Origin of the sequence: Streptomyces sp. MAR4 CNX-425, assembly GCF_048656465.1 — a bacterium.
Classification (GTDB): Bacteria; Actinomycetota; Actinomycetes; order Streptomycetales; family Streptomycetaceae; genus Streptomyces.
In genome coordinates this window covers 304,812-331,651 of sequence record NZ_JBMDLF010000008.1, presented here as the reverse complement: position 1 = coordinate 331,651, position 26,840 = coordinate 304,812, and the positions used below count along the sequence as shown (strand labels likewise).

Annotated in this window: 17 protein-coding genes; 5 read left to right on the top strand and 12 right to left on the bottom strand. The window is 73.2% G+C overall.

Annotated features, from left to right (window positions below; genetic code table 11):
- Positions 1–133: 133 nt before the first annotated feature.
- From ACHZ99_RS23360 to ACHZ99_RS23350, 3 genes are all read left to right on the top strand, one after another.
- Complete coding sequence (locus ACHZ99_RS23360; protein WP_420306659.1) at positions 134–5,659, top strand: carboxyl transferase domain-containing protein; 5,526 nt, start codon at positions 134–136, stop codon at positions 5,657–5,659.
- Between the two features lie 287 nt (positions 5,660–5,946).
- Positions 5,947–6,519: an isopentenyl-diphosphate Delta-isomerase gene (idi, locus tag ACHZ99_RS23355; protein ID WP_420306658.1), complete on the top strand. Its 573-nt coding sequence runs from the start codon at positions 5,947–5,949 to the stop codon at positions 6,517–6,519.
- A 125-nt stretch (positions 6,520–6,644) separates the two neighbouring features.
- On the top strand, positions 6,645–7,298 hold the full coding sequence (locus tag ACHZ99_RS23350; RefSeq protein ID WP_420306657.1) for an undecaprenyl diphosphate synthase family protein: 654 nt from the start codon (positions 6,645–6,647) through the stop codon (positions 7,296–7,298).
- Between the two features lie 96 nt (positions 7,299–7,394).
- Here ACHZ99_RS23350 and ACHZ99_RS23345 read toward each other — a convergent pair whose 3' ends face one another.
- The 7 genes from ACHZ99_RS23345 to ACHZ99_RS23315 form a co-directional block, all read right to left on the bottom strand.
- Entirely contained in the window at positions 7,395–8,546 is a 1,152-nt protein-coding gene (locus ACHZ99_RS23345) for an inositol-3-phosphate synthase (protein ID WP_420306656.1), read from the bottom strand.
- 99 nt (positions 8,547–8,645) lie between these two features.
- Positions 8,646–9,827 (bottom strand): ScyD/ScyE family protein, encoded by a 1,182-nt coding sequence (locus tag ACHZ99_RS23340; protein ID WP_420306655.1) that lies wholly within the window; start codon positions 9,825–9,827, stop codon positions 8,646–8,648.
- A gap of 164 nt (positions 9,828–9,991) precedes the next feature.
- The gene (locus tag ACHZ99_RS23335) at positions 9,992–11,146 is read right to left on the bottom strand and encodes a ScyD/ScyE family protein (RefSeq protein ID WP_420306654.1); all 1,155 of its coding nucleotides are present in this window, start codon (positions 11,144–11,146) and stop codon (positions 9,992–9,994) included.
- Positions 11,147–11,441: 295 nt separating this feature from the next.
- The gene (locus ACHZ99_RS23330; protein ID WP_420306653.1) at positions 11,442–11,747 is read right to left on the bottom strand and encodes a hypothetical protein; all 306 of its coding nucleotides are present in this window, start codon (positions 11,745–11,747) and stop codon (positions 11,442–11,444) included.
- 49 nt (positions 11,748–11,796) lie between these two features.
- Positions 11,797–13,374, bottom strand: a complete 1,578-nt coding sequence (locus ACHZ99_RS23325; RefSeq protein ID WP_420306652.1) for a class I adenylate-forming enzyme family protein — start codon at positions 13,372–13,374, stop codon at positions 11,797–11,799.
- Between the two features lie 224 nt (positions 13,375–13,598).
- Complete coding sequence (locus ACHZ99_RS23320) at positions 13,599–15,080, bottom strand: MFS transporter (protein ID WP_420306651.1); 1,482 nt, start codon at positions 15,078–15,080, stop codon at positions 13,599–13,601.
- A gap of 202 nt (positions 15,081–15,282) precedes the next feature.
- Complete coding sequence (locus ACHZ99_RS23315; protein WP_420306650.1) at positions 15,283–17,043, bottom strand: FAD-dependent monooxygenase; 1,761 nt, start codon at positions 17,041–17,043, stop codon at positions 15,283–15,285.
- Positions 17,044–19,118: 2,075 nt separating this feature from the next.
- Between ACHZ99_RS23315 and ACHZ99_RS23310 the strand changes: the two genes are divergently transcribed.
- Entirely contained in the window at positions 19,119–20,249 is a 1,131-nt protein-coding gene (locus tag ACHZ99_RS23310) for an AfsR/SARP family transcriptional regulator (RefSeq protein ID WP_420306727.1), read from the top strand.
- Between the two features lie 245 nt (positions 20,250–20,494).
- On the opposite strand, the gene ACHZ99_RS23305 is transcribed toward ACHZ99_RS23310, so the two are convergent.
- The 5 genes from ACHZ99_RS23305 to ACHZ99_RS23285 all read right to left on the bottom strand — a co-directional run bounded on the left by ACHZ99_RS23305 (position 20,495) and on the right by ACHZ99_RS23285 (position 26,368).
- Entirely contained in the window at positions 20,495–21,166 is a 672-nt protein-coding gene (locus ACHZ99_RS23305; RefSeq protein WP_420306649.1) for a response regulator transcription factor, read from the bottom strand.
- The gene (locus ACHZ99_RS23300) at positions 21,163–22,401 is read right to left on the bottom strand and encodes a sensor histidine kinase (protein ID WP_420306648.1); all 1,239 of its coding nucleotides are present in this window, start codon (positions 22,399–22,401) and stop codon (positions 21,163–21,165) included. Before ACHZ99_RS23300 ends, ACHZ99_RS23305 begins: the two co-directional genes overlap by 4 nt.
- Positions 22,402–22,541: 140 nt before the next feature.
- Entirely contained in the window at positions 22,542–24,779 is a 2,238-nt protein-coding gene (locus tag ACHZ99_RS23295; protein WP_420306647.1) for an MMPL family transporter, read from the bottom strand.
- Between the two features lie 205 nt (positions 24,780–24,984).
- Positions 24,985–25,416 carry a PPOX class F420-dependent oxidoreductase gene (locus ACHZ99_RS23290; protein ID WP_420306646.1) on the bottom strand — a complete coding sequence of 144 codons (432 nt, stop codon included), beginning with the start codon at positions 25,414–25,416 and terminating at the stop codon, positions 24,985–24,987.
- Positions 25,417–25,459: 43 nt separating this feature from the next.
- Positions 25,460–26,368: an NAD(P)-binding domain-containing protein gene (locus ACHZ99_RS23285; RefSeq protein WP_420306645.1), complete on the bottom strand. Its 909-nt coding sequence runs from the start codon at positions 26,366–26,368 to the stop codon at positions 25,460–25,462.
- A 65-nt stretch (positions 26,369–26,433) separates the two neighbouring features.
- On the opposite strand from ACHZ99_RS23285, the gene ACHZ99_RS23280 reads away from it, so the two are divergent.
- Positions 26,434–26,802: a MerR family transcriptional regulator gene (locus ACHZ99_RS23280; RefSeq protein WP_420306644.1), complete on the top strand. Its 369-nt coding sequence runs from the start codon at positions 26,434–26,436 to the stop codon at positions 26,800–26,802.
- Positions 26,803–26,840 lie beyond the last annotated feature (38 nt).

The following is a 26,840-nucleotide window of genomic DNA, read 5'->3' as shown; positions in this document are numbered from 1 at the left end:
CGGCGCGTCCGCCGACACGCATGTGAGCAGCCACCGCACCGCGACTCGTCCGCTGGGGTGCAGGACCGTCTCACGGCCACGGGCGGCGCACCCGCCGCCTTCTTCCGTCGCTGACCTTGGGAGGGTCGACCCGGTGTTCAGCCGTATAGCGATCATCAACCGCGGCGAGGCCGCGATGCGGCTCATCCAGGCCGTCGGAGAGCTCAACGCCGCCGGCGGGCCGCGGACCGAGACCGTAGCGCTCTACACCGACGCCGACGCCACGGCCTCGTTCGTACGGGCCGCCGACCTCGCCTACGACCTGGGCAGGGCCGCGGACCGCCCGTACCTCGACCTCGCCGTGCTGGAGCGCGCCCTCGTCGAGACCCGCGCCGACGCGGCCTGGGTCGGGTGGGGCTTCGTCGCCGAGGATCCGGCCTTCGCCGAGCTGTGCGCGAAGCTGGGCGTGGCCTTCGTCGGCCCCGACGCCGAGGCGATGCGCAAGCTGGGCGACAAGATCAGCGCCAAGCTGCTCGCCGAGGAGGTCGGCGTCCCCGTTGCGCCGTGGAGCCGCGGCCCCGTCGACGACCTGGACACGGCGCTGCGCGAGGCCGAGCGGATCGGCTACCCGCTGATGCTCAAGGCCACCGCGGGCGGCGGCGGCCGGGGCGTACGGGCCGTGCACCGGGCGGAGGAGCTGACCGAGGCGTTCGAGCGCACCAGCCAGGAGGCGGAGCGCGCCTTCGGCAACGGCGCGGTGTTCCTGGAGCGGCTGCTGGTGAGCGCCCGGCACGTCGAGGTGCAGGTGATCGCCGACGGCCAGGGCGGGGTGTGGGCGCTGGGCGTACGCGACTGCTCGGTGCAGCGCCGCAACCAGAAGGTCGTGGAGGAGTCGTCCTCGCCGGTGCTGGGCCCGGAGCAGGCGGAGCGGCTGAAGGCGGCGGCCGAACGGCTGGCGCTCGCCGTGGGCTACCGCGGCGCGGGCACGGTGGAGTTCCTGTACCAGCCCAAGGACGGCATGTTCGCCTTCCTGGAGGTCAACACCCGGCTCCAGGTGGAGCACCCGGTCACCGAGGCCACCACCGGCATGGACCTGGTCAAGGCGCAGCTGCACGTGGCCGCCGGCGGCCGGCTCACCGGCACCCAGCCCGCCGAGCTGGGCCACGCGGTCGAGGCCCGGCTCAACGCCGAGGACCCCGACCGCGACTTCGCGCCCGCCCCCGGCCGCATCGCCCGGCTCGACCTCCCGACCGGCCCGGGCATCCGGGTCGACACCGGCGTCAGCCGGGGCGACTCCATCCCCGCCGACTTCGACTCGATGATCGCCAAGATCATCGCGTACGGCCGGGACCGCGCCGAGGCGCTGTCCCGGCTGCGGCACGCGATGCGCGACACCACCGTGCTGATCGAGGGCGGCACCACCAACAAGAGCTTCATCCTCGACCTCCTCGACGAGCCCGAGGTGATCGACGCCAGCGCCGACACCGGCTGGATCGACCGGGTACGGGCCGGCGGCGGGCTGGCGTCGCCGCGGCACTCCGGCGTCGCGCTCGCCGCCGCGGCGATCGAGGCGTACGAGGACGGCAAGCGCGCCGAGCTGCGGCGGCTGCTGACCACCGCGCGCGGCGGCCGGCCGCAGGTGCACCACGAGAGCGGCCGGCCCGTCGACCTCACGCTGCGCGGCGTCGGCTACCGGCTCACCGTCGTGGAGACCGGCCCCGGCCGCTACCGCGTCGGCTTCGTCACCGGCGGCCCCGGGGACCCGGCGGAGTCCGTGCGTACGGTCGACGCGACGCTGGAGCGGTTCGACGCGCACACCGGCCAGATCCAGCTCAACGGCCGCCGCTTCCGGCTGGCCACCGGCGCGCACGGCGCCGTCCAGCTGGTCGAGGTCGACGGCGTGACCCACCGCGTCGCCCGCGACGAGGGCGGCGTCGTCCGCTCCCCCGCCCCGGCCCTGGTGGTCGCGACCCCGCTCGGGGTCGGCGACGAGGTCGAGGAGGGCGCTCCGGTGCTGGTGCTGGAGAGCATGAAGATGGAGACGGTGCTGCGCGCGCCGTTCCGGGCGTCGCTCAAGGAGTCGCTGGTCTCGGTCGGCAGCCAGGTCGAGACCGGCGCGCCGCTGGTGCGGCTGGAGCCGCTGGACGACCTCGACGCGGCCGCCGCCACCGCCGAAGGCGTTGACCTGGACCTGCCCGCCGAGCCCGCCGGGCTGACGGCGGCGCAGCGCGCCGACCGCGGCCTGGCGGAGCTGCGCAGCCGGCTGCTCGGCTTCGACGCCGACGCGCGCGGCGCGGAGGTCACCCTCGCCGAGCACCTCGCGGTCCGCGCCGAGCTGGCGGAGCGGCCGCTGGCCGCCGAGGCCGGGCTGCTGGAGGTCTTCGCCGACCTCTCCGAGCTGAGCCGCAACAAGCCGGAGCGCGACGAGGTCCCGGCCGAGACGTGGGTGCGCAGCCCGCGCGAGTACTTCCACACCTACCTGCAGAGCCTCGACGCCGAGCGCGCCGGGCTGTCGGACGGCTTCCGGGAGCGGCTGACCCGGGTGCTGGGCCACTACGGCATCGACTCCCTGGACCGTACGCCCGCGCTGGAGGAGGCGGTCTTCCGCATCTTCCTGGCCCGGCAGGCCGCCGGGACGGACGTCGCGGTGGTCACCGGCCTGTTGCAGCAGTGGCTCAACGAGGAGCCGCCGCCGGCCCGTTCGCGCCCGGCCGTGAGCCGGGCGCTGGAGCATCTGCTCCGCGCCACGCAGCTGCGCTTCCCGTCGGTGGGCGCGCTCGCCCGGAGCCTGGTGTACCGCTGGTTCGCCCAACCGCTGCTGCGCACCGCCCGCGAGAAGGTCTACGCCCAGGTGCGCGAGCACCTCGCCCACCTCGACGCGCACCCGGACGCGCCCGACCGCGACGCGCGCATCGCCGACATGTCGGCCAGCTCGGAGTCCCTGGTGCAGCTGCTCGGCGAGCGCATCGGCCGGTCGGGCGCGCTCCCGGACCCGCTGCTGGAGGTGCTGTGCCGGCGCGCGTACCGCGACCACGGGCTGTCCGACGTGCGCTGCGACTCCATCGGCGGGCGCCCGTTCGTCCTCGGCGCGTACGACCTGGACGGCGTCTCGCACCGGCTGCTGGTGACCGTCTCCGACTACGACGACCTCGCCGCCGCGGCGGCGACCGTGGCGGAGGCGGCGGCGGCCGAGCCGGACTCCACGGCCGTCGTCGCCGAGTTCTACCTCACCTGGACCGGCCGGCCGGCCGACGCCGAGGCCATGGCCGCGGGGCTGCGCACCTCGCTGTCGGCCGCGGAGCTGCCCGGCGGCCTGCACCGCATCACCACGACGGTCGCCGGCCGCGACGGCGCCGCGCCGCACCACTTCACGTTCCTGCCGACCGCGGACGGCCTGGTCGAGGACAAGCTGATGCGCGGCATGCACCCGCTCATCGGCCGCCGGCTGCTGCTGCGCCGGCTGCGCAACTTCGACCTCACCCGGCTGCCGTCCGCGAACGAGGAGGTCTACCTGCTGCGCTGCGTCGCGCCGAACAACCGGTCCGACGAGCGGCTGGTGGCCATGGCCCAGGTGCGCGACCTGACGGCGCTGCGCGACGACGACGGCCGCATCCTCGCGCTGCCGGAGGTCGAGGCGGCGCTCGGCGCCTGCCTGGACGCGATCCGCAAGGAGCAGATCCGGCACCCGGCGAGCAAGCGCCAGGACACCAACCGCATCTTCATCAACGTCCGGCCGCCCAGCGACCTCACGCTCGCGGACCTCGACGCGGTCGCGCGGCGGGTGCTGCCGACGACCGCGGGGCTGGGCGTGGAGGAGGTGCTGTTCCTCGGCTGCCGGCGCGACCGGCGCGGCGGGCTGGTGCCCGCGGCGGTGCAGGTGTCGTACGACCTGGCCGCCGGCGTCAGCCTGCGCGTCACCGACCCGCCGACCGACCTGATTCAGCCGCTGGACGACTACGGCCAGAAGGTGCTGCGGGTGCGGCGCCGGGGCACGGTCTACCCGTACGAGCTGTTCGGCATGATCGCCGGCGCGGGCGGCACGTTCACCGAGCACGACCTCGACGATGCCGGCGCGCTGGTCCCGGTGCAGAGACCCAAGGGCCTCAACAAGGCCGGCATCGTGGCCGGGGTGGCCACCACGCCGACCGAGCGCTACCCGGAGGGCGTGACCCGCGTCGTGCTCCTCGGCGACCCGGTGAAGGCGCTGGGCGCGCTGTCGGAGGCGGAGTGCGCCCGGGTGGTCGCGGCGCTGGACCTGGCGGAGCGGCTGGCCGTGCCGGTCGAGTGGTACGCGCTGAGCGCGGGCGCCCGGATCGCGATGGACTCGGGCACCGAGAACATGGACTGGATCGCGCGGGCGCTGCGCCGCATCGTGCACTTCACCCAGGGCGGCGGCGAGGTCAACGTGGTCGTCGCCGGCGTCAACGTGGGCGCGCAGCCGTACTGGAACGCCGAGGCCACGATGCTGATGCACACCCGGGGCGTGCTCGTGATGACGCCGGACTCGGCGATGGTGCTGACCGGCAAGCGGTCGCTGGACTTCTCCGGCGGCGTCTCCGCCGAGGACAACTTCGGCATCGGCGGCTACGACCGGGTGATGGGCCCCAACGGCCAGGCGCAGTACTGGGCGCCGGACCTGAAGGCCGCGCGGGACGTGCTGCTGTCGCACTACGACCACAGCTACGTGCTGCCGGGCGAGACGGGCCCGCGCCGGGCGGCCACCACCGACCCGGCCGACCGGGACGTCTGCGACTTCCCGCACGCCGTCGAGGGCAGCGAGTTCACCACGGTCGGCCAGATCTTCGCCCCCGAGACCAACCCGGACCGCAAGAAGCCGTTCGACATCCGCACGGTGATGCGCGCGCTCGCCGACCAGGACCACGCGGTGCTGGAGCGCTGGGCCGACATGGCCGAGGCGGAGACGGCGGTGGTGCAGGACGTGCACCTGGGCGGGCTGCCGGTGTGCCTGGTGGGCATCGAGTCGCGGTCGGTGCGGCGGCGCGGCTTCCCGCCGGCCGACGGCCCGGACGCGTACACGGCGGGCACGCTGTTCCCGCGCTCGTCGAAGAAGGTCGCGCGGGCGGTGAACGCGGCGAGCGGGAACCGGCCGCTGGTGGTGCTGGCGAACCTCTCCGGATTCGACGGGTCGCCGGAGTCGATGCGCGAGCTGCAACTGGAGTACGGGGCCGAGATCGGCCGGGCGATCGTCAACTTCCGCGGCCCGATCGTGTTCTGCGTGATCTCGCGCTACCACGGCGGCGCGTTCGTGGTCTTCTCCAAGGCGCTGAACCCGGGCATGACGGTGCTGGCGGTGGAGGGCTCGTACGCCTCGGTCCTCGGCGGCGCGCCGGCCGCGGCGGTGGTCTTCGCCGCGGAGGTCGACTCCCGTACGGCCGCCGACCCCCGGGTGGCGGACCTGGAGGCCCGCATCTCGGCGGCCTCGGGCCGGGAGCGGGCGCAGCTCGCGGGCCGGCTGGAGAACGTGTGGGCGGCGGTGCGCGCGGAGAAGCTGGGCGAGGTCGCGGCGGAGTTCGACGGCGTGCACTCGATCCAGCGGGCGCAGCGGGTGGGTTCGGTGGACGCGATCATCCGCCCCGAGGAGCTGCGGCCACAGATCATCGCCGCGGTGGAGCGCGGTCTCGCCGCCGCCTCCGATGGAAACACCGAAATCCAGCCATGAGTAGCCGCCGGAATACCGGCCACCGGAATGGAATTTCACCGGGAGCGGCGGTCCCCAAACTGACAATATCTGTGTACCCGGCTCGACCTTGACGGCCCCCGCCCGTCTTGGAGAGTGTTTATCCACGTCCGCACACGGTTACGGAGAGGGAATGTCGGCGGAGCACGAGTTATGTCGAATCCCGGCATGCCCGAGTGAACTGCACGGGGTAACCGGACCGGCCGCTGTCCTGGCCTCCTCAGCGAGACGTGCCAGCCTTGTCCCTCCCAGCAGCCAGGAGACCCGCCATGGTTACCCGTGAATCGCAACTGGTGGAACTCGTCGACGCCGGCGGCACCCCCCTCGGCTCCCTCAAGGTCTCCGAGGCGCACGCCGCGCCCGGCCGGCTGCACCGCGCGTACTCGGTGCTGCTGCTCGACGGCACGGGCCGCGTCCTGTTGCAGCAGCGGGCGAAGGTGAAGACCCGGTTCGCGCTGCGCTGGGCCAACGCCTGCTGCGGCCACCCGGCGCCCGGGCAGGCCGTGGTCGCCTCCGCCGCCGAGCGGCTGGTCGAGGAGATCGGGCTGAGCGGGGTCGCGCTGCACGAGGCGGGCGTCTACCTCTACCGGGCCGAGGACCCGCACACCGGCCGGGTCGAGCACGAATACGACCACGTCGTGATCGGCCAGGTGCCCGCGGACGTGCCGCTGGACCCGGACCCGGCCGAGGTCGCCGACGTCCGCTGGGTGCCGCCGGAGCAGCTGCGCGCGGACCTGGCGGCGCGCCCGGACGACTACTCGCCCTGGCTGGGCGGCGTGCTCGCGGTGGCCACCAACGCCGCCGGCCGGCTGCCGCAGGCCGCCGGGCTCGCCGTCCCGTAGCCCGGCGGCGGCCGCCCGCGAACCGAATTCACCTCTCTTCGTCGAATGCTTTCCGGCCTTCGCGCGGTCACGCCTGCGCGCGTACGCCCACGAGAAGACAGAACACGCAACCGAAGGAGATCAGAATGACCAATCTGATGCTGCTGCCCGACGGAATGCGCCGCTGGTCCAAGGCCAACGGTGTCTCCCTCGACGACGGTTACAAGGCGATGGCGGACAAGCTGGTCGAGTTCATGGGGTGGGCCCGCGGGGAGGGCATCAAAACCCTGTACATCACGACCTCCTCGGCCGCGAACTTCAGCCGCCCCGAGCCGGCGGTGACGACGTTCCTGGTCGCGTTCAACGACATAGTCAGGCGCGTCCACGACAACCTCAGCTTCGACTTCTCCGGATCGCTGCACCTGGTGCCCGAGCGGTACCTCATCGAACTGGAGGAACTGCGCGACAAGTCGAATCAGGAGGCGGACTTCACCCTGCACTACATCATGGGGATGTCCCTCACCGAGGAGGTCGTCCAGATCTTCAACCGGCTCAACGGCAAGATCCCCGAGATGACCGAGGAGATCCTGGCCGAGAACGCCTACGTCCCGCAGAACGTCGACTACCTCATCCGCACGGGCGGGGCGATCCGGATGTCGTCCTTCTTCCCGCTGCTGTCCCCGTATGCCGAACTGCACTTCTCCCCCGTCCTGTTCCCCGACATCACGAAGGCCGAGTTCGACACCGCGATGCGGGACCTGCGCGGACGGGAGCGGCGCTACGGAAACTACCCCGCCTAGCCACCGCCGCGCGGGCGGCCGTCGCCGCCGGTGGAGACGGCCGGGCAGGGCGCGCAGCACCGCGCCCTGCCCGGCTTTTCACGCGGTCTCCAGGGCTCAGCCGCCGGAGCCGGCGTCGCCGAGGCCGTCGAGGAAGGTGCGCAGCTCGTCCCACTGCGCGGGCAGCGCGTGGTCGCCGTCGCCGAGCGGGTCCTTGAAGAAGAAGGCCAGCTGCGTCAGCGGCCCGGAGCGCCCGGCGGCGTGCGCGGCCAGCGAGATCCGGGCCAGGTCGAGGACGAGCGGCGCCGCGAGCGCCGAGTCGCAGCCCTCCCAGGTGAACTGGAGCCGCATGGAGGTGCCGAGGAAGCCGCCGAAGGTGATGAGGTCCCAGGCGGTCTTGAAGTCGCCGATGTCGGCGACGTAGTCGATGTGGGTGTCGCCCTCGGGCGCGTAGCCGAGCGTCTCGCGCAGGACGCGCTGCTTGCTGACGGACTTCGCCGCGTTGGCGCCGGGCTCGGTGAGGTTGGCGCCGTCGCCGCCGCCGAGGAGGTTGATGCCCGACCAGGAGCGGACGGCGAGGTTGCGCATGGCGAACATCGGCGCCAGCACGGACTTCAGCAGCGTCTCGCCGGTCTTGCCGTCGTGGCCCGCGTACGGCAGGCCGCGGGCGGCGGCCAGCTCGTCCAGCGCGGGCAGCCGCGCCCCGGTGGAGGGGGTGAAGTCGACGTACGGGCAGCCGGCCGTGAACGCCGCGTACGCGTAGAGCGAGCTGGGCGGCAGCACCTGGCCGGGGGCGGCCAGCGCCGCGTCGAGCGCGGCGAGGCTCGCGTGCGCCGGGTGCGGGTCGGCGACGGGTTCGGTGGAGGCGACGTTGACGACGACGACGCGGGCGAGGCCGTGGCGCCCGGCGAACGCCTCGATGTCGGCCACGACCGCCGCGGCGGTCTCGGCCTGCGTGTCGCCGGCGGGCGCCTGCCGCAGCTCGGACTCTGCCCCGGCGAGGTCGGCCGCCAGCGCGTGAACGAGCCGGGCCGGCACGACGCCGGCGGCGGCGAGCTGCTCGGCCTTCTTGGCCACCGGGCCGGTGCTCACGTCGTGGCCGCCGAAGACCAGGTCGCCGAAGCCCGGCAGCGCGTCGGCGGCCAGCTCGGGGTGGGCGGTGACGCAGCCCACGGGATCGGCCAGGCCGGCGCGCAGCGCCAGCCCGCCGACGAGGGCGGTGGTGGCGACCGAACCGCGGGCGCCGACGAACCAGATGCCAACTCGCATGAAGACCCCTCCGTTACAGCACTGCGGTGGAAAGTGAACGGGGCCGGGCCGGCGGCTTGGCAGCCACGGCCCGGCCCCGGCAGGACGTCCGGTCGCCGATCAGCCGATCTTGACGACCTCGCCCCCGTCCCAGTCGCCGGTGGTGCCCGGAGGCCACCACAGGCACTTGTTGGTCACGTAGATCGACCCGTCCTTGCCCGCCAGGAAGCCGTGCGGGAAGAAGAGCTCGCCCTTGGCCAGCTCCGTGCGGGTGCCGTCCCGGCCGATCTGGATGACGCTGCCGCCCTCGTCGTCGGGCGTCGGCAGGAAGCCGGACGAGGTGGCCTGGGTGACGTAGAAGTCGCCCTTCTTGCCGAAGCCGCAGCCCGTGATGGCGCTGAAGCCGCGCTGCCAGACCTCCAGGTCACCGCTCCACGGCTCGTAGCGGTAGACCTTGGCGGCCTTGGCGCCGTCCTCGCCGGTGTTGCCGTGGCCGGTCAGCTCGCCGATGTAGACGGCGCGGTCCGGGCCCTGGTCGACGCAGGTGGGTACGGCGTCGGAGCCGGCCGGGCTGGGCGGGAAGCTGGTGAGGATCTCGGTGTTGCCCCACCGGTCGATCTCGCCGAGCACGTTGGCGCCGGCGTCCACGTAGTAGAAGCCGCCGCCCCGCTTCTTCGTCAGCGAGTACGGGTTCGCCACGTCGAAGTCGGGCGTCGGGTCCGGGTTGTCGTTGATGTAGTCGTAGTCGGCCTCGCCCGGCCGGGCCACCACGCGGGGCCGGTGGGGGTTGGTGACGTCCATCAGGGTGCCGACGACGGGCTTGATCTTGTTCCGCAGGCCGTCGGACAGCCAGTCGCCGTCCGGGACGGCCTGCGGCGCGCCCGCCTGCAGCGTGTAGAGGCGGCCCCGGCTGTAGGCAAGGCCGTTCGGGCCGATCATGTCCTGGAGGTTGAGCGCCGAGGGCAGGTTCTTCACAATGCGCTTGGGCTCACCGGAGCTGATGTCGGCGATCGACCCGGTGAAGCCGAAGCACTTCATCTCCATGACGATCTCTTCCGACTGCATGTTGCACTCGGAAGGCGCCGTCAGGGGCGGGGTCCCGGTCTCCGAGACCAGCAGCCGGCCGCGCGGGCCCCAGGCCAGGGAGCGCGGCGAGTACAGCCCCTCCGCGACGACCTCGACCTCGGCGTCCTTGCTGAGCGTGCCCGAACCTCTGCCGTGATCGGCGGCCGCGGCCACCGGTCCGGAAGATCCGGCCGCCACACCGGCGAGCGCTGCCGCCGCCAGGGCGGCAAGCGGCATCCGACATCGTGCGAGACGTCGCATCGAGCTCTCATCTCCTCGAAAAGTGGGGTGAGCTGGTGGTGGTGACAACGCGCTCGGCCGAAGCCGGCCGCCGCGGCAAGGAAGCCGTCGGCCGGGTGCCCGGCCGACGGCAGCCTTTCCGCTGCGGTCAGCGGCCGGGGTCAGCCGATCTTGACGACCTCGCCCTGGTCCCAGCGGTTCGTGGTGCCGACCGGGTACCACACGCTGTTGTTGGTGACGTAGACCGAGCCGTCGGGGCCCGCCAGGAAGCCCTGCGGGGCGAACAGCTTGCCCAGGCCAAGCTCGGTGCGGGTGCCGTCCTTGGCGATCTGGGTGACCACGCCCTGCGGGTCACCGGGCGACGGGAAGCCCGTCGTGTCGAACTGGGTGACGTAGAAGTCGCCGTTGGCGCCGAAGCCGCAGCCGGAGATGGTGGCGAAGCCGCTCTCCCAGACCTTCAGCTCGCCGGTCTCCGGGTCGTAGCGGTAGACGTTGGCGGCGTTCTTACCGGTGTTGCCGAAGCCGGTGAGCTGGCCGACGTAGACCCCGCCGTCGGGGCCGACGTCGACGCAGGTGGGCACGGAGTCCGCGCCGTTGGGGGCCTTCGGGATCCACTTGAGGACCTCGACGCGCCCCCAGCGGTCGATCTCGCCGAGGATGTTCGCGGCCGCGTCCACGTAGTAGAAGCCGCCGCCCGGCTTCGCGGCCATCGAGGTGGGGTTGGACGTCGGGTCCTCGCTGATGAGGTCCGGGTTCTCCGTCATCCACTCGAAGCCGGCCCGGCCCGGGTTGGCGACCGGGCGGGCCCGGTCACCCTTGATCTGGAGGACCCGGCCGTACTGGCGCTTGAGGGTGCGGGTGAGGTCCCGGGGCAGCCAGTCGGGCATGCCGATGCTGTGGCCCGCCATCAGCACGTGCAGCCTGCCGTTGACGTACTCCATCGCGTTCGGGCCGACGACCTCGGCGTTGTTCACGTTCGACGCGAGCCCCTCGACGACCCGCTCCGGCTCGCCGTCGGTGATGTCGGTGATGGCGCCGGTGGTGCTGAAGCACTTCGCCGTCATGATGTCGGCGCTGTCGCAGAGCTGTTTGATGCCGCCCGCCTCGGAGACGAGAAGCCGTCCGTCGGGCGTCCAGGTCAGGTCGCGGGGCGAGTGCAGGCCCTCCGCCACCACCTCGACCGGGGCATCGCCGGGCAGCGTGCCGTTGCCCGTGCCCGCCGCCGTCGCCTGGCCGGACGGCACGGCTGCCACACCGGCGAGCGCTGCCGCCGCGGCGGCGGCGAGCGGTATGCGGAACCTCTTCAGACTACGCATCTTCGCCTGTTCCTCCGTTTCGACGTTTCTGTTGGACTCATGACAAGACGCGTCGAGAGAAGCTCCTCGCCAGAGCCGGCCGGGGCATCGCAAACACCCGGCCGGCGCAATGAGCATCGGCCACACGCCTTGAAGGGGCCTTCGTTATCGATTGGCATCGAGTTGGCGGCCACGGCCCCGCGGGGGGGGTGGCGGCCGCCGGCTCCTGGCCGATGGCTCTCGCCCGTACCCGGAACCGCGCGGTCCCGGAAATGCGCGCCCGTCCACGCCGCCCGCGGCGGGGCGGGCCGACGTCTCAGTAGAAGAGGCGGTACGTACCGACCGACGTCATCATCTCGGCGGCCAGCGGCTCCGAGATCCACTCGTTCTTCAGCCCGTTCATCGTCTCCTGGAACGCGGGCATGGTGAGGAGCGGGTTCTTCTCGTCGTCCTCCAGGTCCACCACCAGGACGAAGGTCTGCCCGTCGGGGAGCTTGCACCAGGAGTAGCGCACGCCCTCGGGCTTGGCCTCCTCGATCGCCGCGAACAGCTCCTTCGCGGCCTTCTCCGCGGTCTCGACCTTGTCTTCCTTGATCTTGGCACGGAACATGCGGACGCTCATCGTGAATCTCCTCGGTAACGTGCACGCCGCCGGGTGCGGGCGGCGGTTATCAGGATTGTTCTTGGAGTTTGTCGTGGAGGATGCGGGACAGTTCGACGCGGCGGGTCTTCAGGGTGGCGGTGCGTGGGAGTTGGGCGAGGGGGAGGTGGACGGGTGCGGTGAGTTGGGGGTAGTCGGTGGTGGCCTGGCGCCAGCGGTCGGGGTCGACGGGCTGGTCGTCGCGGGTGCAGACGATGGGGACGGCGGTGGCGTCGGGGCCGGGGACGACGGCGAGTTCGACGAGTTCGGTCAGGCGGTCCAGGACGGCGTCCTCGATTTCCAGGACGGAGCCGACGCCGGGGATGGTGTCGATTTCGCGGTCGAGCATGTGCAGGCAGCCGGCGCGGGTGCGGTAGCCGACGTCGCCGGTGCGCCACCAGCCGTCGTGGACGTTCTCGTCGTAGCGGTCCTGTTCGCCCAGGTAGGTTTTGGCGATGCCGTCCCAGCGGACCTCGATGAAGCCGGGGTTGTCCTCGCCGACGGGGGCGTCGTTTTGGGACACGACGCGGACTCTGGCGCTGCCGGGCAGGGCGAAGCCGACGCAGCGGCCGTCCATCTCGCGGGCGTGGCGGCGGTAGTAGGGGCGGCCGACGGCGGGGCCGACCTCGGACTGGCCGTAGATCTGGAAGAACTGCGGTGCCCGGCGCCGCGAGGAGTCCAGCAGGCGGCGCACGGTCCGCGGGTGGATGGCGTCGAAGGTGGAGGAGAAGTACTTCACCGACGCGAACGGGCGGCGGGGGTCGTCGACGAGTTCCTCCCAGGCCAGGAAGGAGTTGGGCAGGGCCTCGATGAGCCCGGGCCGGTTCTTGACGAAGAACTTCGCCACCGCGTCCGGGCTCTGGTCGTTGACCAGGAGCGTCGGCATGCCCTTGGTCAGGACCAGGGCCATCGCGGCGAACAGCCGGGAGTGCACGAACGGGATACTGATCGCGACGGTCTCGCGCCGGGGCATGACGCCGAGCATGAACAGCTGCGGGCGCAGCCGGGTGCGCATGGTGCGGGCGGTGTGGACCACCAGCTTCGGCAGGCCCGTCGTCCCCGACGTGTGCGTGATCATCGCCGGCTCGTCCAGCCCCGTGAAGACCGGCCGGATGCCCGGGGAGTCCTCCAGCCCGGCCAGGTCCGCCACCGTGATCACCGACTCGGCCAGCGTGTCGAGGTCCTCACCGGCCAGCAGTTGAAGCTTTGCGGCGTCGGTCAGCAGCCGCGGACGGCCCAGACGCCGCATCAGCGCGGCGACGGTGGGCGCGTCCAGCGCCGGGGACAGCATCACCGGCACCGCACCCACCCGCGCCGCGGCGGTGCCCAGGATCCACGAGTCGAAGTTCGGCCGCTTGTAGACCACCAGATGATCCCCGGCCCGCAACCCCGCCGCCGCCAGCCGCCCCGCCAGATCACCCACGTGATACGCCAGCTCATTGACCGTGATCCGACGCCCCGCCTGTGGCAGCACATCCAGATCATGATCCAGCGTCAGCAACACCGACCCGTGCCGCACAGCCGCACGCTGCGCCAACACACCCAAAAACAACCCACGTCTCTGCACCGGATTCCGGCTCACAAGGCCCTCCACCCAGACCAGCGTCATTGCCCGAAGCGCCAATCCAGCATCCGGCAACCCGCTTGGCCACCACACACCAACGACTTGGCGTTCAGTTGGCGCGTGCGGCGCCGACCCAGGTCAGTGCGGTCGGCCGGCCGGTGGAGGGCCGCCGTCCGCGGGCGCCGCCCACGTGCTCGGGCGGCCCGCTGCCGCGGGCCGCCCGGTCTGCCGTGTGCGGTTTCGGGGTGGCTTCCGTGCCGGTGGTCGCGTCAGGAATGCGCCTTCTCCGTCGTGTCCGCGGCCTTCTCCCCGTACGCGGGCGCGGGCAGCGGACCGGAGCGGATCAGCAGGCCGCAGATGACGGCGCCGGCCGCGAACAGGCCCGCGCACCACCAGAACACGGTGACGTAGCTGTCGACCGCGGCCAGCTGGAGGAGCTCCTCGGTCGGCGGCCCCTGGGCGTGCTCGGTCACGTAGTCGGTGATGGCGCTCGCCGCGATGGTGTTGAGCAGCGCGGTGCCGATCGAGCCGCCGAGCTGCTGGCCGACCTGGATGCTCGCCGAGGCGATGCCCGCGTCCTGCGGCTGGACGCCGGTGGTGCCGGTCTGGAGCGCCGCGGCGAAGATGAAGCCCATGCCGAAGCCGAAGATCAGGATCGGGCCGAGGAGCGCGGTGGCGTAGGAGGAGTCGACGTCCACGTTGGTCAGCCAGGCGGTGCCGAGTGCGTTGAGCGTCAGGCCCGCGATGACCAGCGGCTTGGGGCCGTACTTCGGCATGATCTTGATGTTGCCGATGTTCACCGCCACGGCGGTGAGCACGACCATCGGCAGCAGGGCGACGCCCGAGGTGATCGCCGAGTAGTCGAGCGTGGTCTGCATGTAGTAGATGAGGAAGAGGAAGAAGCCGAAGACGCCGGCGCCGACGAGCAGCATCGTCAGGTACGCGCCGCCGCGGTTGCGGTCGAGGACGACGCGCGGCGGCAGCAGCGGGTGCGCCGCGCGGGCCTGCCAGCCGGCGAAGGCGATCAGCAGCACGACGCCGGCGACGAGGAAGCCCCAGGTCTCCGGGGTGCTCCAGTCCTCGTTCGCCGCGTTGGAGAAGCCGTAGACGACGCAGAACATCGCGCTGGACACCAGGACGACACCCGGGATGTCGAGCCGGGCCCGCGGGCCCTGGGGGCCGCCCTTGCCGCCGAGGGGGAGCCCCGCGCCGATCAGCGCGACGGCGGCGAAAAGCAGGTTGACGTACATGCACCAGCGCCAGGAGAAACCGGAGGTGAGCGCCCCGCCGATGATCAGGCCCAGGCCCGCGCCGCTGGCCGCGACCGCGCCGAAGGCGCCGAACGCCTTCCCCTTCTCCTTGGGGTCGGTGAACGTCGTGCTCAGCAGCGTCAGCGTGGCCGGCGCCAGCAGCGCGGCGAAGACGCCCTGGCCGACGCGGGCGCCGACCAGCATCTCGAAGCTGGTCGCGGCGCCGCCGACGGCGGAGGCGCCGGCGAAGCCGACCAGGCCGACGAGGAAGCTCCGCTTGAGGCCGAAGAGGAGGACGAGCCGGCCGCAGAAGAGCAGCAGGCTGCCGAACGCCAGCGCGTACGCGGTGACGACCCACTGCCGGTTCGCGAGCGAGAACTCCAGGTCCTCCTGCGCCGACGGCAGCGCGAGGTTCATGATGGTCGCGTCCAGGACCACCATGAGCTGGGCGACGCAGATGACGAGGAGGATGAGCCACCGCCTGGGGTCGGCCTCCGTCACTCCGCCCGCTCCCGGGCCCGGCCCGGCAGCAGAGTCTGCGCTCTGTGTTGCCACGATCTTCTCCTTGTCGCGTGTGACGGACAAACGTCCCCAACCCTCTTGACAGGGGCGGTGGGGCGAATGTGACCCGGGGCCGGGCCGCACACGTGCGCGACCGGCCGGGGCGGCGCGGCACCGCGGCCGCGCCGCCCGGCGGGTGGTGCTAACCCCGGGCGAGGACGTGCGAGAGCGCGTCGCCCAGCGCGGCGGCCGGGTCGTCGCCGGCCGTCCTGCTGCGCCAGGCCACGTGGTGATCGGGGCGCACCAGGACGGCGCCCTCGTCGGTGATCTCACGGACGGCCGCCCACCGGGCGTCGGCGGCGGTGTACTCGGCGCCGTCGCCGATGCGGACCGTGGTGAGCGGGACCGCGAGCTTCTCGGCGGCCTCGGCCGCCGCGTCGCACCACGCCTTGCCCTCCGGGCCGGCGATCAGCACGAAGCCGCCGGCCCGGCCGACCAGGTCGTGGGTGGACAGCCGCTCGCCGTCGCGCTCGATCCAGGCGTGCGGGAGCATGTGCCCGGGCCGGGTGGTGGGGTGGTACTCGTTGCCCAGGGCCGCGCGGGCGGGCGGCTCGGTGCCGTCGGGGACGAGCGCGCCGTCCTCGTACGTGAAGCCCACCTCCAGGTCGAGGGCCTGGCACTCGGAGCGGTGGGTGTTGAGGATCTCCGCCGCCCGGGCCCGGACGGCCCGGCCGACCGGGGAGGAGTCGAAGAAGGCGGCGAACACCGAGGGGCGGCGCTCGACCGGGATGTGGGCGCCGAGGCCGACGGCGGCCTCGGTGACCACCTTGTGGTGGAACCAGGTCGACAGGCCCCACTCGACGTTCCGCTTCCCGACGGGGCGGCGCTCGGTCTCGTACGAGTCGAGGAGGCTGTCGTCGGCGCGGCCGGAGACCACGGCGGCCAGCTTCCACGCCAGATTGTGCACGTCCTGGACGCCGCCGTTGAGGCCGAGGCCGGTGGTCGGCGGCTGGCGGTGCGCGGCGTCGCCGACGATGAGCACGCGGCCCTGGCGGTAGCGGTCGGCGAGGACGCCCTCGACGGTCCACTGGCTGATCCGGTGCAGGGTCAGCTCCAGGTCGGGGATGCCGAGGACCTCCCGGATCCGGGCGATCATCTGGTCGGGGTCGTCGCGGTCGGCGTCGCCGGGGTTGAAGTGGAGCGCCCACTCCTCGCAGTTCTTCCCCCAGGTGGGGCCCATCTCCATCAGGGTGCAGGAGAGGTCGGGCCGGTAGGGGTTGACGAACCAGGTGATGATCGTGCCGTCGTGCCACCAGCGGGAGAGGTCGGCGGTGAGGTACGCGGTGGTGACGTTGAGCATGCTGGGCACGCCCTCCATCCGCACGCCCAGCTGGGTGCCGACGGTGCGGCCGCCGTCGGCGGCGATGAGGTACTGCGCCGTGACCGTCGTGGTCTCGCCGGTGGCGACCTCGCGGATCTCGGCGACGACGCGGTCGCCCTCGTCGGTGAAGGTCGTCAGCTCGTGGCCGAAGAGCACCCCGCCGGGGTTGTCCCGCTCGGCGCGGCGGCGCATCTCGGGCTCCAGCCGCAGCTGCGGGAGCTTGGCCGGCAGCACCGGGCCGTGCTCCGCGTACACGTCGGTGAGCGCGCCGCCGCCGAAGGCGTCCATCTCGTGAATGACCCGGGCGTCGAGCGGCCCGTCGCCGGTGAGCGAGGTCTGCCAGCGCACCCGGCCGAACATCTCCACCGGCGCCGCGAGTTCGTGGACGACGTCCACGAGTCCGTGCTGCCGGAAGATGTCCATGGTGCGCTGGTTGAGGTAGTGGGCGCGCGGCAGCCTCGACGTGTCCGTGTGCCGCTCGACCAGCAGGTGCTCCACGCCCAGGTCGGACAAGAAGAGGGAGGCGGACAGGCCGCACCCGCCGCCGCCGACGATCAGAACCGGAACTTCGATGGCATCCATGCTCGGCCTTCCCTGTGTGACGGCTCGGGCAGGCCACCGGGGAGCCCGGGCAGCCCCCGACCGCCGCCGCCGAACCGCAGGAAGCGGCGTCCGAGACCGGGCGCCGTCGTCATCCCCGCGATCTGGAAGCGAGAGCTTCCGGATGAGCCTCCCCGACACCGTCCTGCCGACGTCTCTTTACCGATGCTGCGTGTGCTCAGCATCGGCCGGGTGATTTGGCTGGCACTATCGAACGGGTTGGCGCCGGCTTGGCGGCATTCCGGAACCGGCCCGCGGACCCGGCCCCCGGCGGGGCGACGCGGGGGCCGTGCGCCGGCCCGGCGGCCGGTCCGGCGCCGCCGGTGGCCGTACGGGCACGCCGGCCGCCTGCGTCGCGCGGGCCCGGTTCCGCGGAACGCCCCGGCGCGGGGCCGCCCGGGCGATGTCGGCCACACCCCCGGGAGGGACCCGGCCGCGACGCGGGCGGCGGCCGCTTGCCGGGGTGGTGACCTGCGGGATCTCGGCGCCCGACCGGCCGTGCCGCGCCGCGGGGAGCTCCGCGGCCCGCCCGGGGCCGCCGGGCCCCGGGGCCCGCTCCCGGCGGACGTCTCCGCGCCGCGCCCCTCCCCCGCCTCCCCCGATCCAGGCGCTCCCGGCGCGCGCACCGCCCCGCGGGCGGGGCCCGGACCCCGGCCGCCGGCGCCCCGGGGTAGATTCCGCTTTCGTCGGCATTGCAAAGGACCGGACCCTCCGCCGCACCTCCCGGCCGACTATTATTCAACGCATCGGGAATTGAAGAACGGCGGGAAAACCTCCGGCTCCGGAGGGCACGGCGAGGACGGCCCCCGGGGCTCGGTGACGTCTCGGCAAACAACGGATTATTTCGGCTCGATAATCGCCTGAACCCGGCCCCGGAAAGATGAAGATCGGCATCCGGCGGGCCCGGGACCAGCCGGGGAGCCGCATCCGGTCCGTAGCTCGCGGACCGGGATGAAATTTCATTGCCGACTTTGCCGGACTTGCCACCCCCCGGCCCGTCTCCGGCACCGCCCGGGAGGGCTCCCCCACGGGGGTCGCCGTCACGCTCTGCTACGCGCGTGGAGGGCTCCGCGGTGCTGACGGAGGGTCTACGACACCCGCTCCCGCCGACCGGATCCGGAACCTTCCCCTCCACCCGCCTTCCGCTTGACGCACCCGCACCCACCTGGGCGTCGACCCCGGCGCGGGCGTCCCGGACGAGCCCGTAAACGATCTTGCCGGAACGTCACGGCAACCCTCTGAGTAGCAAGTTCCTGCCATGTCCCGGGCGGATGGCAGGACCTTGCCCCCCACCCCCCGGCTGGCACAATCGATCACACCTTCGACGTGCGAGAACAGACAGGCACCCGAACAGGAGAGGGGCGACGGCACCGGAACCGTGTTGACAACACCGGTAGGCGATGTTGGGATCGAATAGCCGGGGAGAAAAGCGTCGAAGCCCCCAGATCGATCGTTGCTCTCAGTACCCGGCAAGGCGAAGATCCATTGCGTTGTGTACCGGTCGTGTAAAACCCACAGCCGGCAATGCCGGGCCTTGACTGGATTAGGGTTCACGGCTACGCTGGCCCCCGGCCAGTCTCGGGGGACTGGACGACAAACACGGGGGCAGCAGAAATGCTAATGATCGACGCAGGGCCGGAACCCGGCCACTGGCCGCACGGCCAGATTCGGAACTCCTGGCCGCCGCATCCGGCAAAAGTCGAATTTCACGAAACTCCAGTTGCGATTGCTGCTTTTCGGCAGCAAATCCCTACGGCGCCTACGCTCTCTGACGCGGCGCACATCGTCTCCGCTTACCGCCCGGTAGTCCGACAGCGCGCACCCATCGCGCTGCGCTGCCGGCGGGCCGCTGTCATGCCGCGGTGTGAAAGCGCTCCCCGGGGCGCCACGCAGCACCACTCGCGCACACCGCACGGAACGTACGGTGACCGGACCCTGCTTGGCTGCACGGCGGGCATCCGGCCAGGCCGACACCCGGCCGTGGCCAGGCGCCCCGGAAAAGGCGGTGAGATGTTGGGAGTTCACAGATGACGAACGACAGAACCAACGTCGACACGATGGTAATCGGCGCTGGATTGGGCGGAACCTGCCCGTCCCCCGTGGACGGCGGCCACCGCACGGCAACCGGCAACGGTGATGCGCGGCGCATCGCGGAGCTGGAGCGCGAAGTTCAGGAACTCCGCCGCGCAAACGAGATATTGAAGGTGTATTTCGCAAAGGAACTCGACCTAGAACTCGAATCCACCACATCCCCTCTCGCCGTCGGCACGCCCGGTGAACCCGCGCTCACGGAGCCGCCGCCGGCCGCGCCTCCGGCCCCTTCCGCGCGTTCCCCGCGCCCGATCCACTGGAGCCCGGCGCAGTCCTCGATGATCCCGGACCCGCCCCGGCCCATGGCGGAGTTCCGGGCGCTCGGCCCCATCGAGGCCGTCGTCGACGGCCGGGTATTAGACCTGGGCGCCCCGAAGCAGCGGGCTCTGCTCGCGCTGCTGGTCAGCAAGGTCGGCCAGCCGGTGGCGGTGGACGTCATCGTCGAGGAGCTCTGGACCGGCAACCCGCCGCCGTCGGCGATCACCTCACTCCAGGCGTACGTGGCCAACCTGCGCCGCGTGCTCGAACCCAACCGCGCACCGCGCACCCCCGCGACCGTGCTCCGCACCTACGGTCGCGGCTACCTGCTGGACAACCACGTCGTCGAGGTCGACGTGCACCGGTTCAGCGAGCGCGCCAGCGCGGGCTGGGAGGCCCTCGACCGCGGCAAGCCGCAGCAGGCACTGCGTGAATTAGAAGCCGGACTGATGCTGTGGCGCGGTCAGGCCTACGCGGAGGTGGCCGACACCACCTACGTACGGCCCGAGGTCGCCCGGCTGGAGGAGCTGCGGCTCTCGGTCATCGAGGGGCGGTGCGCCGCGCTGCTCGCGGTGGGCGCTCACGAGATGGCCGTGGCGGAGCTGGAGGCGTTCACGCAGGCGCACCCGCTGCGCGAGTACGGCTGCGAGCTGCTGAGCCTGGCGCTGTACCGGGCCGGCCGGCAGGCCGACGCCCTGGCGGTGCTGCGGACCAACCAGCGCCGGCTGGCGGAGGAGCTGGGTATCGATCCCCGGCCCGCGCTCCAGCACTTGGAGAACGAGATCCTGAACCACGCGCCCGCGCTCGACTGGCGGCCGCGACCGGGCGGTGGTGCGTGAGATCGCCGTATCGCGGTCTCTTTTCAGCAGGACATTCGCACATGTCCGCACGAACGTCGCGGCCCGGGGACACTCCTCGGGCCGCTTCCGTTTGCGCCGGGCGGGACGGGCGGGGGGCCGCCGCGTCGGCTGCGGGGCGGGAGTGGGCGGCGCCTCGCGGGGCGCGAAAGAGGAGGGGGCACACACGTCGCGGCCCGGGGAGACTCCCTCGGGCCGCTTCCGTTTGCCGGGCTCGCCGGTGGGGCTCACTCCGGGGGGCGTACCAGGCCCGACTGGTAGGCCAGGACGACGAGTTGGGCGCGGTCGCGGGCGGCCAGCTTCGTCTTCGCGCGCTGCACGTGGGTCCGTACCGTCAGCGGGCTGACCACCAGCTCCGCCGCGATCTCCGCGTTCGACAGCCCCGCCGCGACCAGCGCCGTCACCTCGCGCTCCCGGGCGGTGAGCACCGCCAGGTCGCCCGGCGCGGCGACCGCCGCGCCGGGTTCGGGGGTGGCGAGGAAGCGGGCGATGAGCGAGCGGGTGGCGGTCGCCGACAGCAGCGCCTCGCCGTCGGCGACCGTGCGGACGGCGTCGACGAGTTCGTCGGCGGAGGCGTCCTTGCCGAGGAAGCCGGCGGCGCCGACGCGTAGCGCGCGGGCCACGTGCTCGTCGGTCTGGAACGTGGTGAGGACCAGCACCCGCACGTCCGCCAGCTCCGGGTCGACGCAGATCGTCTCGGTCGCGGCGAGGCCGTCGGTGCCTGGCATGCGGATGTCCATGACGACGACGTCGGGGCGGTGCGCGCGGGCGAGTTCGACGGCCTCGTCGCCCTCGGCCGCTTCGGCGACGACCTCCAGGTCCGGGTACGAGTCGAGCAGGACCCGGAACGTGGCCCGCAGCAGGGCCTGGTCGTCGGCGAGCAGCACGCGGACGGTCATCGGGGCTCTCCGGGGGGCTCGGGGGGCGGCGGGGCGGGGGCGACGGGCGCGGGCGGGGGCCGTACGGGCAGGGGCAGCTCGGCGGTGACGGCGAAGCCGCCTTCCGGCCGGGGCCCCGCGCGCAGGCTGCCGCCGGCGGTCTGGGCGCGCTCGCGCATGCCGATGAGCCCGAAGCCGCCGCCCGGCGGCGGGGGCGGCCGGCCGGCGCCGCCGTCGTCGCTGACGGTGAGGGTCAGCCGGTCATGAGCGTACGTGAGCCGCACCCGCGCCGCACCCGCGCCGGCGTGCTTGGCGACGTTCGTCAGCGCCTCCTGCACGATCCGGTACGCGGTGAGGTCCAGGCCCGGTGGCAGCGCCCGCTCCGCGCCCTCGGCGTCGACGGTGACGGACAGCCCCGCGGAGCCGAACGCGGCGACCAGCTCGGGCAGCCGCCCGAGGCCCGGCGCCGGTTCCAGCGGCTCCCCCGCGCCGTCCGGTTCGTCGCCCTCCCCCGGCTGGCGCAGCAGGCCGACGGTGGCCTGGAGTTCGCGCAGCGCCGCGGACGTGGTGCCGGTCAGCTCGCCGAGGATCTCCTCGGCCTGCACCGGCCGGTTGCGCGCCAGCCGGGCGGCGGCCCCGGCCTGGGCGTGCGCGAGCGCCATGTGGTGAGCGACGACGTCGTGGAGGTCGCGCGCGATGCGTACGCGCTCTTCCGCGACCCGGCGGCGGGCCTCCTCCTCGCGGGTGCGCTCGGCGTACTCGGCGCGCAGGTGCACGGCGTCGAGGTACGCGCGCCGCACCTGCACGGCGGTGCCGGCGAGGACCGGCAGCAGGAGCCAGAACACCGGGCCGATCGACTCCTGCACCCAGCCCTGCCCCTCCTCGTCGGCGAGCAGCGCGGGCGGCACGACGAGGAGGACGACGAGGGCGTGGTGCAGGTAGACGGTCCGCTGCGGGGCGCGTACGGCCAGCTCGTACAGCGCGACGACCGACGCCGCCATCAGCGGCGGCGAGAGCGTGTAGCCGAGGCCCGCGGAGACGGCGGCGACGACCGCGGTGGCCACCACGACGGGGCCGGGGTGGCGGCGGCGCCACAGCAGCGGGACGACGGCCGCGACCGCGAGGGGCTGCCCGGCGGCCCAGCCGTGGTCGCCTTCGACGTACTGGCGGCTGGTGATGGCGAGCACGAGCAGCAGCAGGCCCGCCTCGACGAGACGGGGGTGGCGGTCGTGGAACCGCGACCAGATGGGGAGCACGGCATTCTCCGCTCGGGGGTGGTCCGGCCCGTGGTCCGTTCCATGGTCGGACACACGGCGGGCGTCCGGCGAGCGCCACCCGGGCGGCGGCCCGGGTGGCGCCGGCCGCCGGGCCGCGGGCGGCGCCGCGGCCCGGGGCGTCAGACGCGCGTCAGGTGGTCCCGGTCCAGCTCGTCGTCGTCCGGGACCGGCCGCGGGCCCGGGGCCCCGCGGCCCAGCGCCTCGCCCTCCACGTCCACGCGCGGCAGCAGCCGCTCCAGCGGGCGCGGCAGCCACCAGGCGCGCTTGCCGAGCAGCGCGAGGACGGCGGGGACGAACACCATGCGGACGATGACGGCGTCGAAGAGGACCGCGGCGGCCAGCCCGAAGCCGATCATCACGATCACCTGCTCGCCGCCGGTCATGAACCCGGCGAACACGGCCATCATGATCACCGCGGCGACCGTCACCACCCGCGCGCTGTGCCGGAACCCGCTGACCACCGCCTCGCGGGGGTCTTCCCCGTGTACGTACGCCTCGCGCATCCGGGAGACGAGGAAGACCTGGTAGTCCATGGCCAGGCCGAAGACGATGCCCACCAGGATGATCGGCATGATGCTCGCGATCGGCCCGGGCTGCTCCACACCGAACAGGCCGGACAGGTGCCCCTTCTGGAAGACCGCGACGACGGTGCCGAGGGCGGCGAGCACCGACAGCAGGAACCCGAGGGTCGCCTTCAGCGGCACGAGCACGGAGCGGAAGACCAGCATGAGCAGTACGAACGCGAGGCCGATGACGGTCGCCAGATACGGGACCAGGGCGTCCTGGAACTTCTGCCCGACGTCGATGTTGAGCGCGGTGGTGCCGGTGACCTCGTACGTCGCGCCGGTGGCGGCCTCCGTCGCCGGGCGCTGGCCGCGGATGTCGTGCACGAGGTCCTTGGTGCGCTCGCTGGTGGGGGCGGTGGCCGGGGTGGCGGAGAGCACGGCGGTGCCGCCGGCCTCGTCGAACTCCGGCGGCGAGACGGAGACGACGCCGTCGGTGGCGCCGATCGACGCGGCCACCTCGCCCACGGCGGCCTTCGGGTCGTCGGCGCCGGTCGCGTCGACGACGACGGTGAGGGGGCCGTTGAAGCCGGGGCCGAAGCCCTCGGCGAGGGCGTCGTAGGCGCGGCGCTCGGTGCTGGAGGTGGGCTTGGCCTCGTCGCCGGGCATGCCGAGGCGCATGTCGAGGGCGGGTACGGCGAGGATGCCGAGCCCGGCGACGGTGACGAGGAGGACGGGAACGGGGCGGCGCAGGACGAAGCGGGCCCAGCGGACGCCGAGGGGGCGTTCCGCACCGGCCCGGCCGCCGCGCCCCCAGCGCCGGCGGGACCCGCCCCGGCGCGAGCCGCGCGTCAGCACCGCGTCCGGCCACCAGCCCAGCAGCGCCGGCACCAGCGTCAGCGCGACCAGCACGCCCACCAGCACCGCCCCCGCGGCGCCCAGCCCCATCTTCGTCAGCATCGGCATCCCGACCACCGCCAGCCCGGCCAGCGCGATCACCACGGTCAGCCCCGCGAACACCACCGCGGACCCCGCCGTGCCCGCCGCCCGGCCCGCCGCCTCGCGCGGCTCGTACCCGGTGGCCCGCTCCTCGCGGTAGCGGGAGACGACGAAGAGCGAGTAGTCGATGCCGACCGCGATCCCGAGCATCATCGCCAGCTCGCCGACCGTCGAGGACAGCCCGAACGTGCTGCCCAGGGCGATGATCGCGGACATGCTGACGCCGATGCCGACGCCCGCGGTGAGCAGCGGCACCCCGGCCGCGGCCAGCGAGCCGAAGGTGATGAGGAGCACCACCGCGGCGACGCCGAAGCCGAGCACCTCGCCGATGCCCGCCGACTCGGCGGGCTCCACCGCGCTGCCCCCGGCCTCGACGGTCACGCCCGTGTCCCGGGCGGCGTCGACGGCGTTGTCGAGCGCCGCCTTGGCGGCCCCGCTGACGTCGGCCTCGGCGACCTCGTAGGTGACGGTGGCGTACGCGGTGGTCTTGTCGTCGCTCACCCCCTGCCCGCCGAACGGGTCCGCCACCGTGGCGACCTGCGGCGCGTCGGCCATGTCGCGGACGAAGGCGGCCACGGCCCCGCGCCCCGCCCCCTCGGTGATCTTCTCGTCCCCGGGCGCGACGAAGACGACGCGGGCGTCGGCGCCGTCGGCCGCGGCGCCGGGGAAGCGCTCCTCGATGAGGTCGAAGGCGCGCTGCGCCTCGATCCCGGGCATCGACTCGGAGTCGTCGGGCGGGTCGCCCGCGCTCATTCCGGCGAGGCCGACGGCGGCGAGAACGGCTGCCCACAGCAGCACGACGGAAAGCCGCCGGCGGAAGGCGAACCGGCCCAGCCGGTACAGGAAGGTGGCCATGGAAGGGGTCTCCGCTTCTGGGGTCTCGACGTACCCCTCCAGCGTTTCCGCGGGGACCCCGCGCCGTCGTCGTCGCCCGTACGACACTTCCGGCTACTGAAAACCGAGTACGCCGCCCGCCCCCGTCCCCCGCGGGGATGACGTACGCGCAGCGCCGGCGGGGTGCCGGGCGGGCCGCCCGGCACCCCGTCCGTACGCGCGTGCGTCAGCCGAGCCGCTCGCCGTAGACGCGGTCGACGGCCATGGTCATGAGCACCCGGCGGTCGGCGACCATCACCGCGCGGTACTCGTCCCAGTCGGGGTGCTCCCCCGCCGCGGCGCGGTAGTAGTCCACCAGCGCGCCGACCTCCGGGCCGTGCGGGTCGGTGCCGGGGCCGACGAGGGTGACGGCGCCCTCGGCGGTGGCCCAGGAGCGGCCGTCCGGGGCGGTGACCTCCAGGGCGGCGCGGGGGTCGCGGCGCAGGTTGGCGGTCTTGGCGCGGCCCTCGGTCATCGAGACGTGGAGGACGCCGGCGTCCCGGTCGTAGAAGGGCATGACGGGCGACAGCTGCGGGCGCCCGTCCTTCTTGAGGGTGGCCAGCACGCCGAGGCGGCTCTCGGCGAGCAGCGCGCGGGGGTCGTACGGGGTCGTGGTCATGTGGGTAGCCAAGTCCTGGTCGGTGGGTGGTGTTCCGGCGGCGCTACGTCTGCGTGGGCGCCGCCGGGCGGCGGAACTCCTCGATCATCACCGCGTATCCCTCCCCGCCGTGCCCGGCCGCCGCGGCGCGGTCGGCGAGGGACTTGATCAGGGCCGGGAACTCCGCGTTCACGCCGAGGGATTCGCTCTCCTGAACGAGGTGTGCCATCGACGCCCGGTGGATGTCGAGCGTGGCGTCGTCCCCCGGGAAGACACCGGCGTCGATCTGCTTCGCGTAGCCGGGGAGCCAGGCGGTGACGGTCGCGATGCCCTTCCCGGCGACGGCCGTGTACGCGTCCGCGGGCACGCCCGCCGTGCCGAGCAGCGCGGCGCCCTGGAGCCAGCCGTTGAGGATGCTCCACATCAGGCCCACCACCGCCATCTCGTACAGCGCCGTGCGCCCCTGGTCGTCGCCGAGGTACGCGAGGTCGGCGGCCAGCGCGCGCAGCGCGGGCGCGTGGCGGTCGAACTCCGCGCGCGCGCCGCTGACGACGATGGTCGCCTCCGCGGTGCCGATGCCCGACGGGTTGGCCATGATGCCGCCGTCGAGGTACGCCGCGCCGCGCCCGGCGGCCCAGGCGGCGGTGTCGCGCGCCTGCGCCGAGGTGCCGCTGGTGAGGTTGAGCAGGGTGCGGCCGCCGAAGGCGGCGGGGTCCACGGGGTCGAGGAGGGTGCGCAGCGCGTCGTAGTCGGTGACGCAGGCGATCACCAGCGGGGCGGCGGCGACGGCCTCGGCGGGCGTGGCGGCGCGGCGGGCGCCGGCGGCGACGAGGTCGTCGGCCTTGGCGGGGGTGCGGTTGAAGACGGTGGTGGGGTGGCCGGCGCGCAGCAGGGCGGCGGCGAGGGCGTGGCCCATCAGGCCGAGGCCGAGTACGGCGACGGGGGCGTCGCCGGGGCGGTTGTCGTTCGTCATGGCAGAATGGTCAACCTTCACATCGGTATGAAGGTCAAGCCCACCGGGGGCGGGGAGGAGCGCGGATGCGGATCGGCGAGCTGAGCAGGCGCACCGGCGTCCACGCGCACCAGCTGCGCTACTACGAGGCCCAGGGCCTCCTGGAGCCCGCCCGCTCCGGCAACGGCTACCGCGAGTACGCGGACGACGCCGTGCTCACCGTCACGCAGATCGTGCGCCTCCTCGACGCCGGCCTGTCGACCGCGGACATCGCCTGGCTGCTGCCGTGCGCCACCGGCACCGGGCCGGACTTCGAGCCCTGCCCCGAGCTGGTGGACAAGTTCCGCGACCGGCTGGACGGCCTCGACGCGCACATCACGACGCTCACCCGCTCCCGCCGGGCGCTGAGCGAGTACCTCGCCGCCGCCGAGCGGCGCGTCGCGCAGTACGGCTGAGGGCCGCGCGCCGCCCACGGGCGGTTCGTACCTGCGCC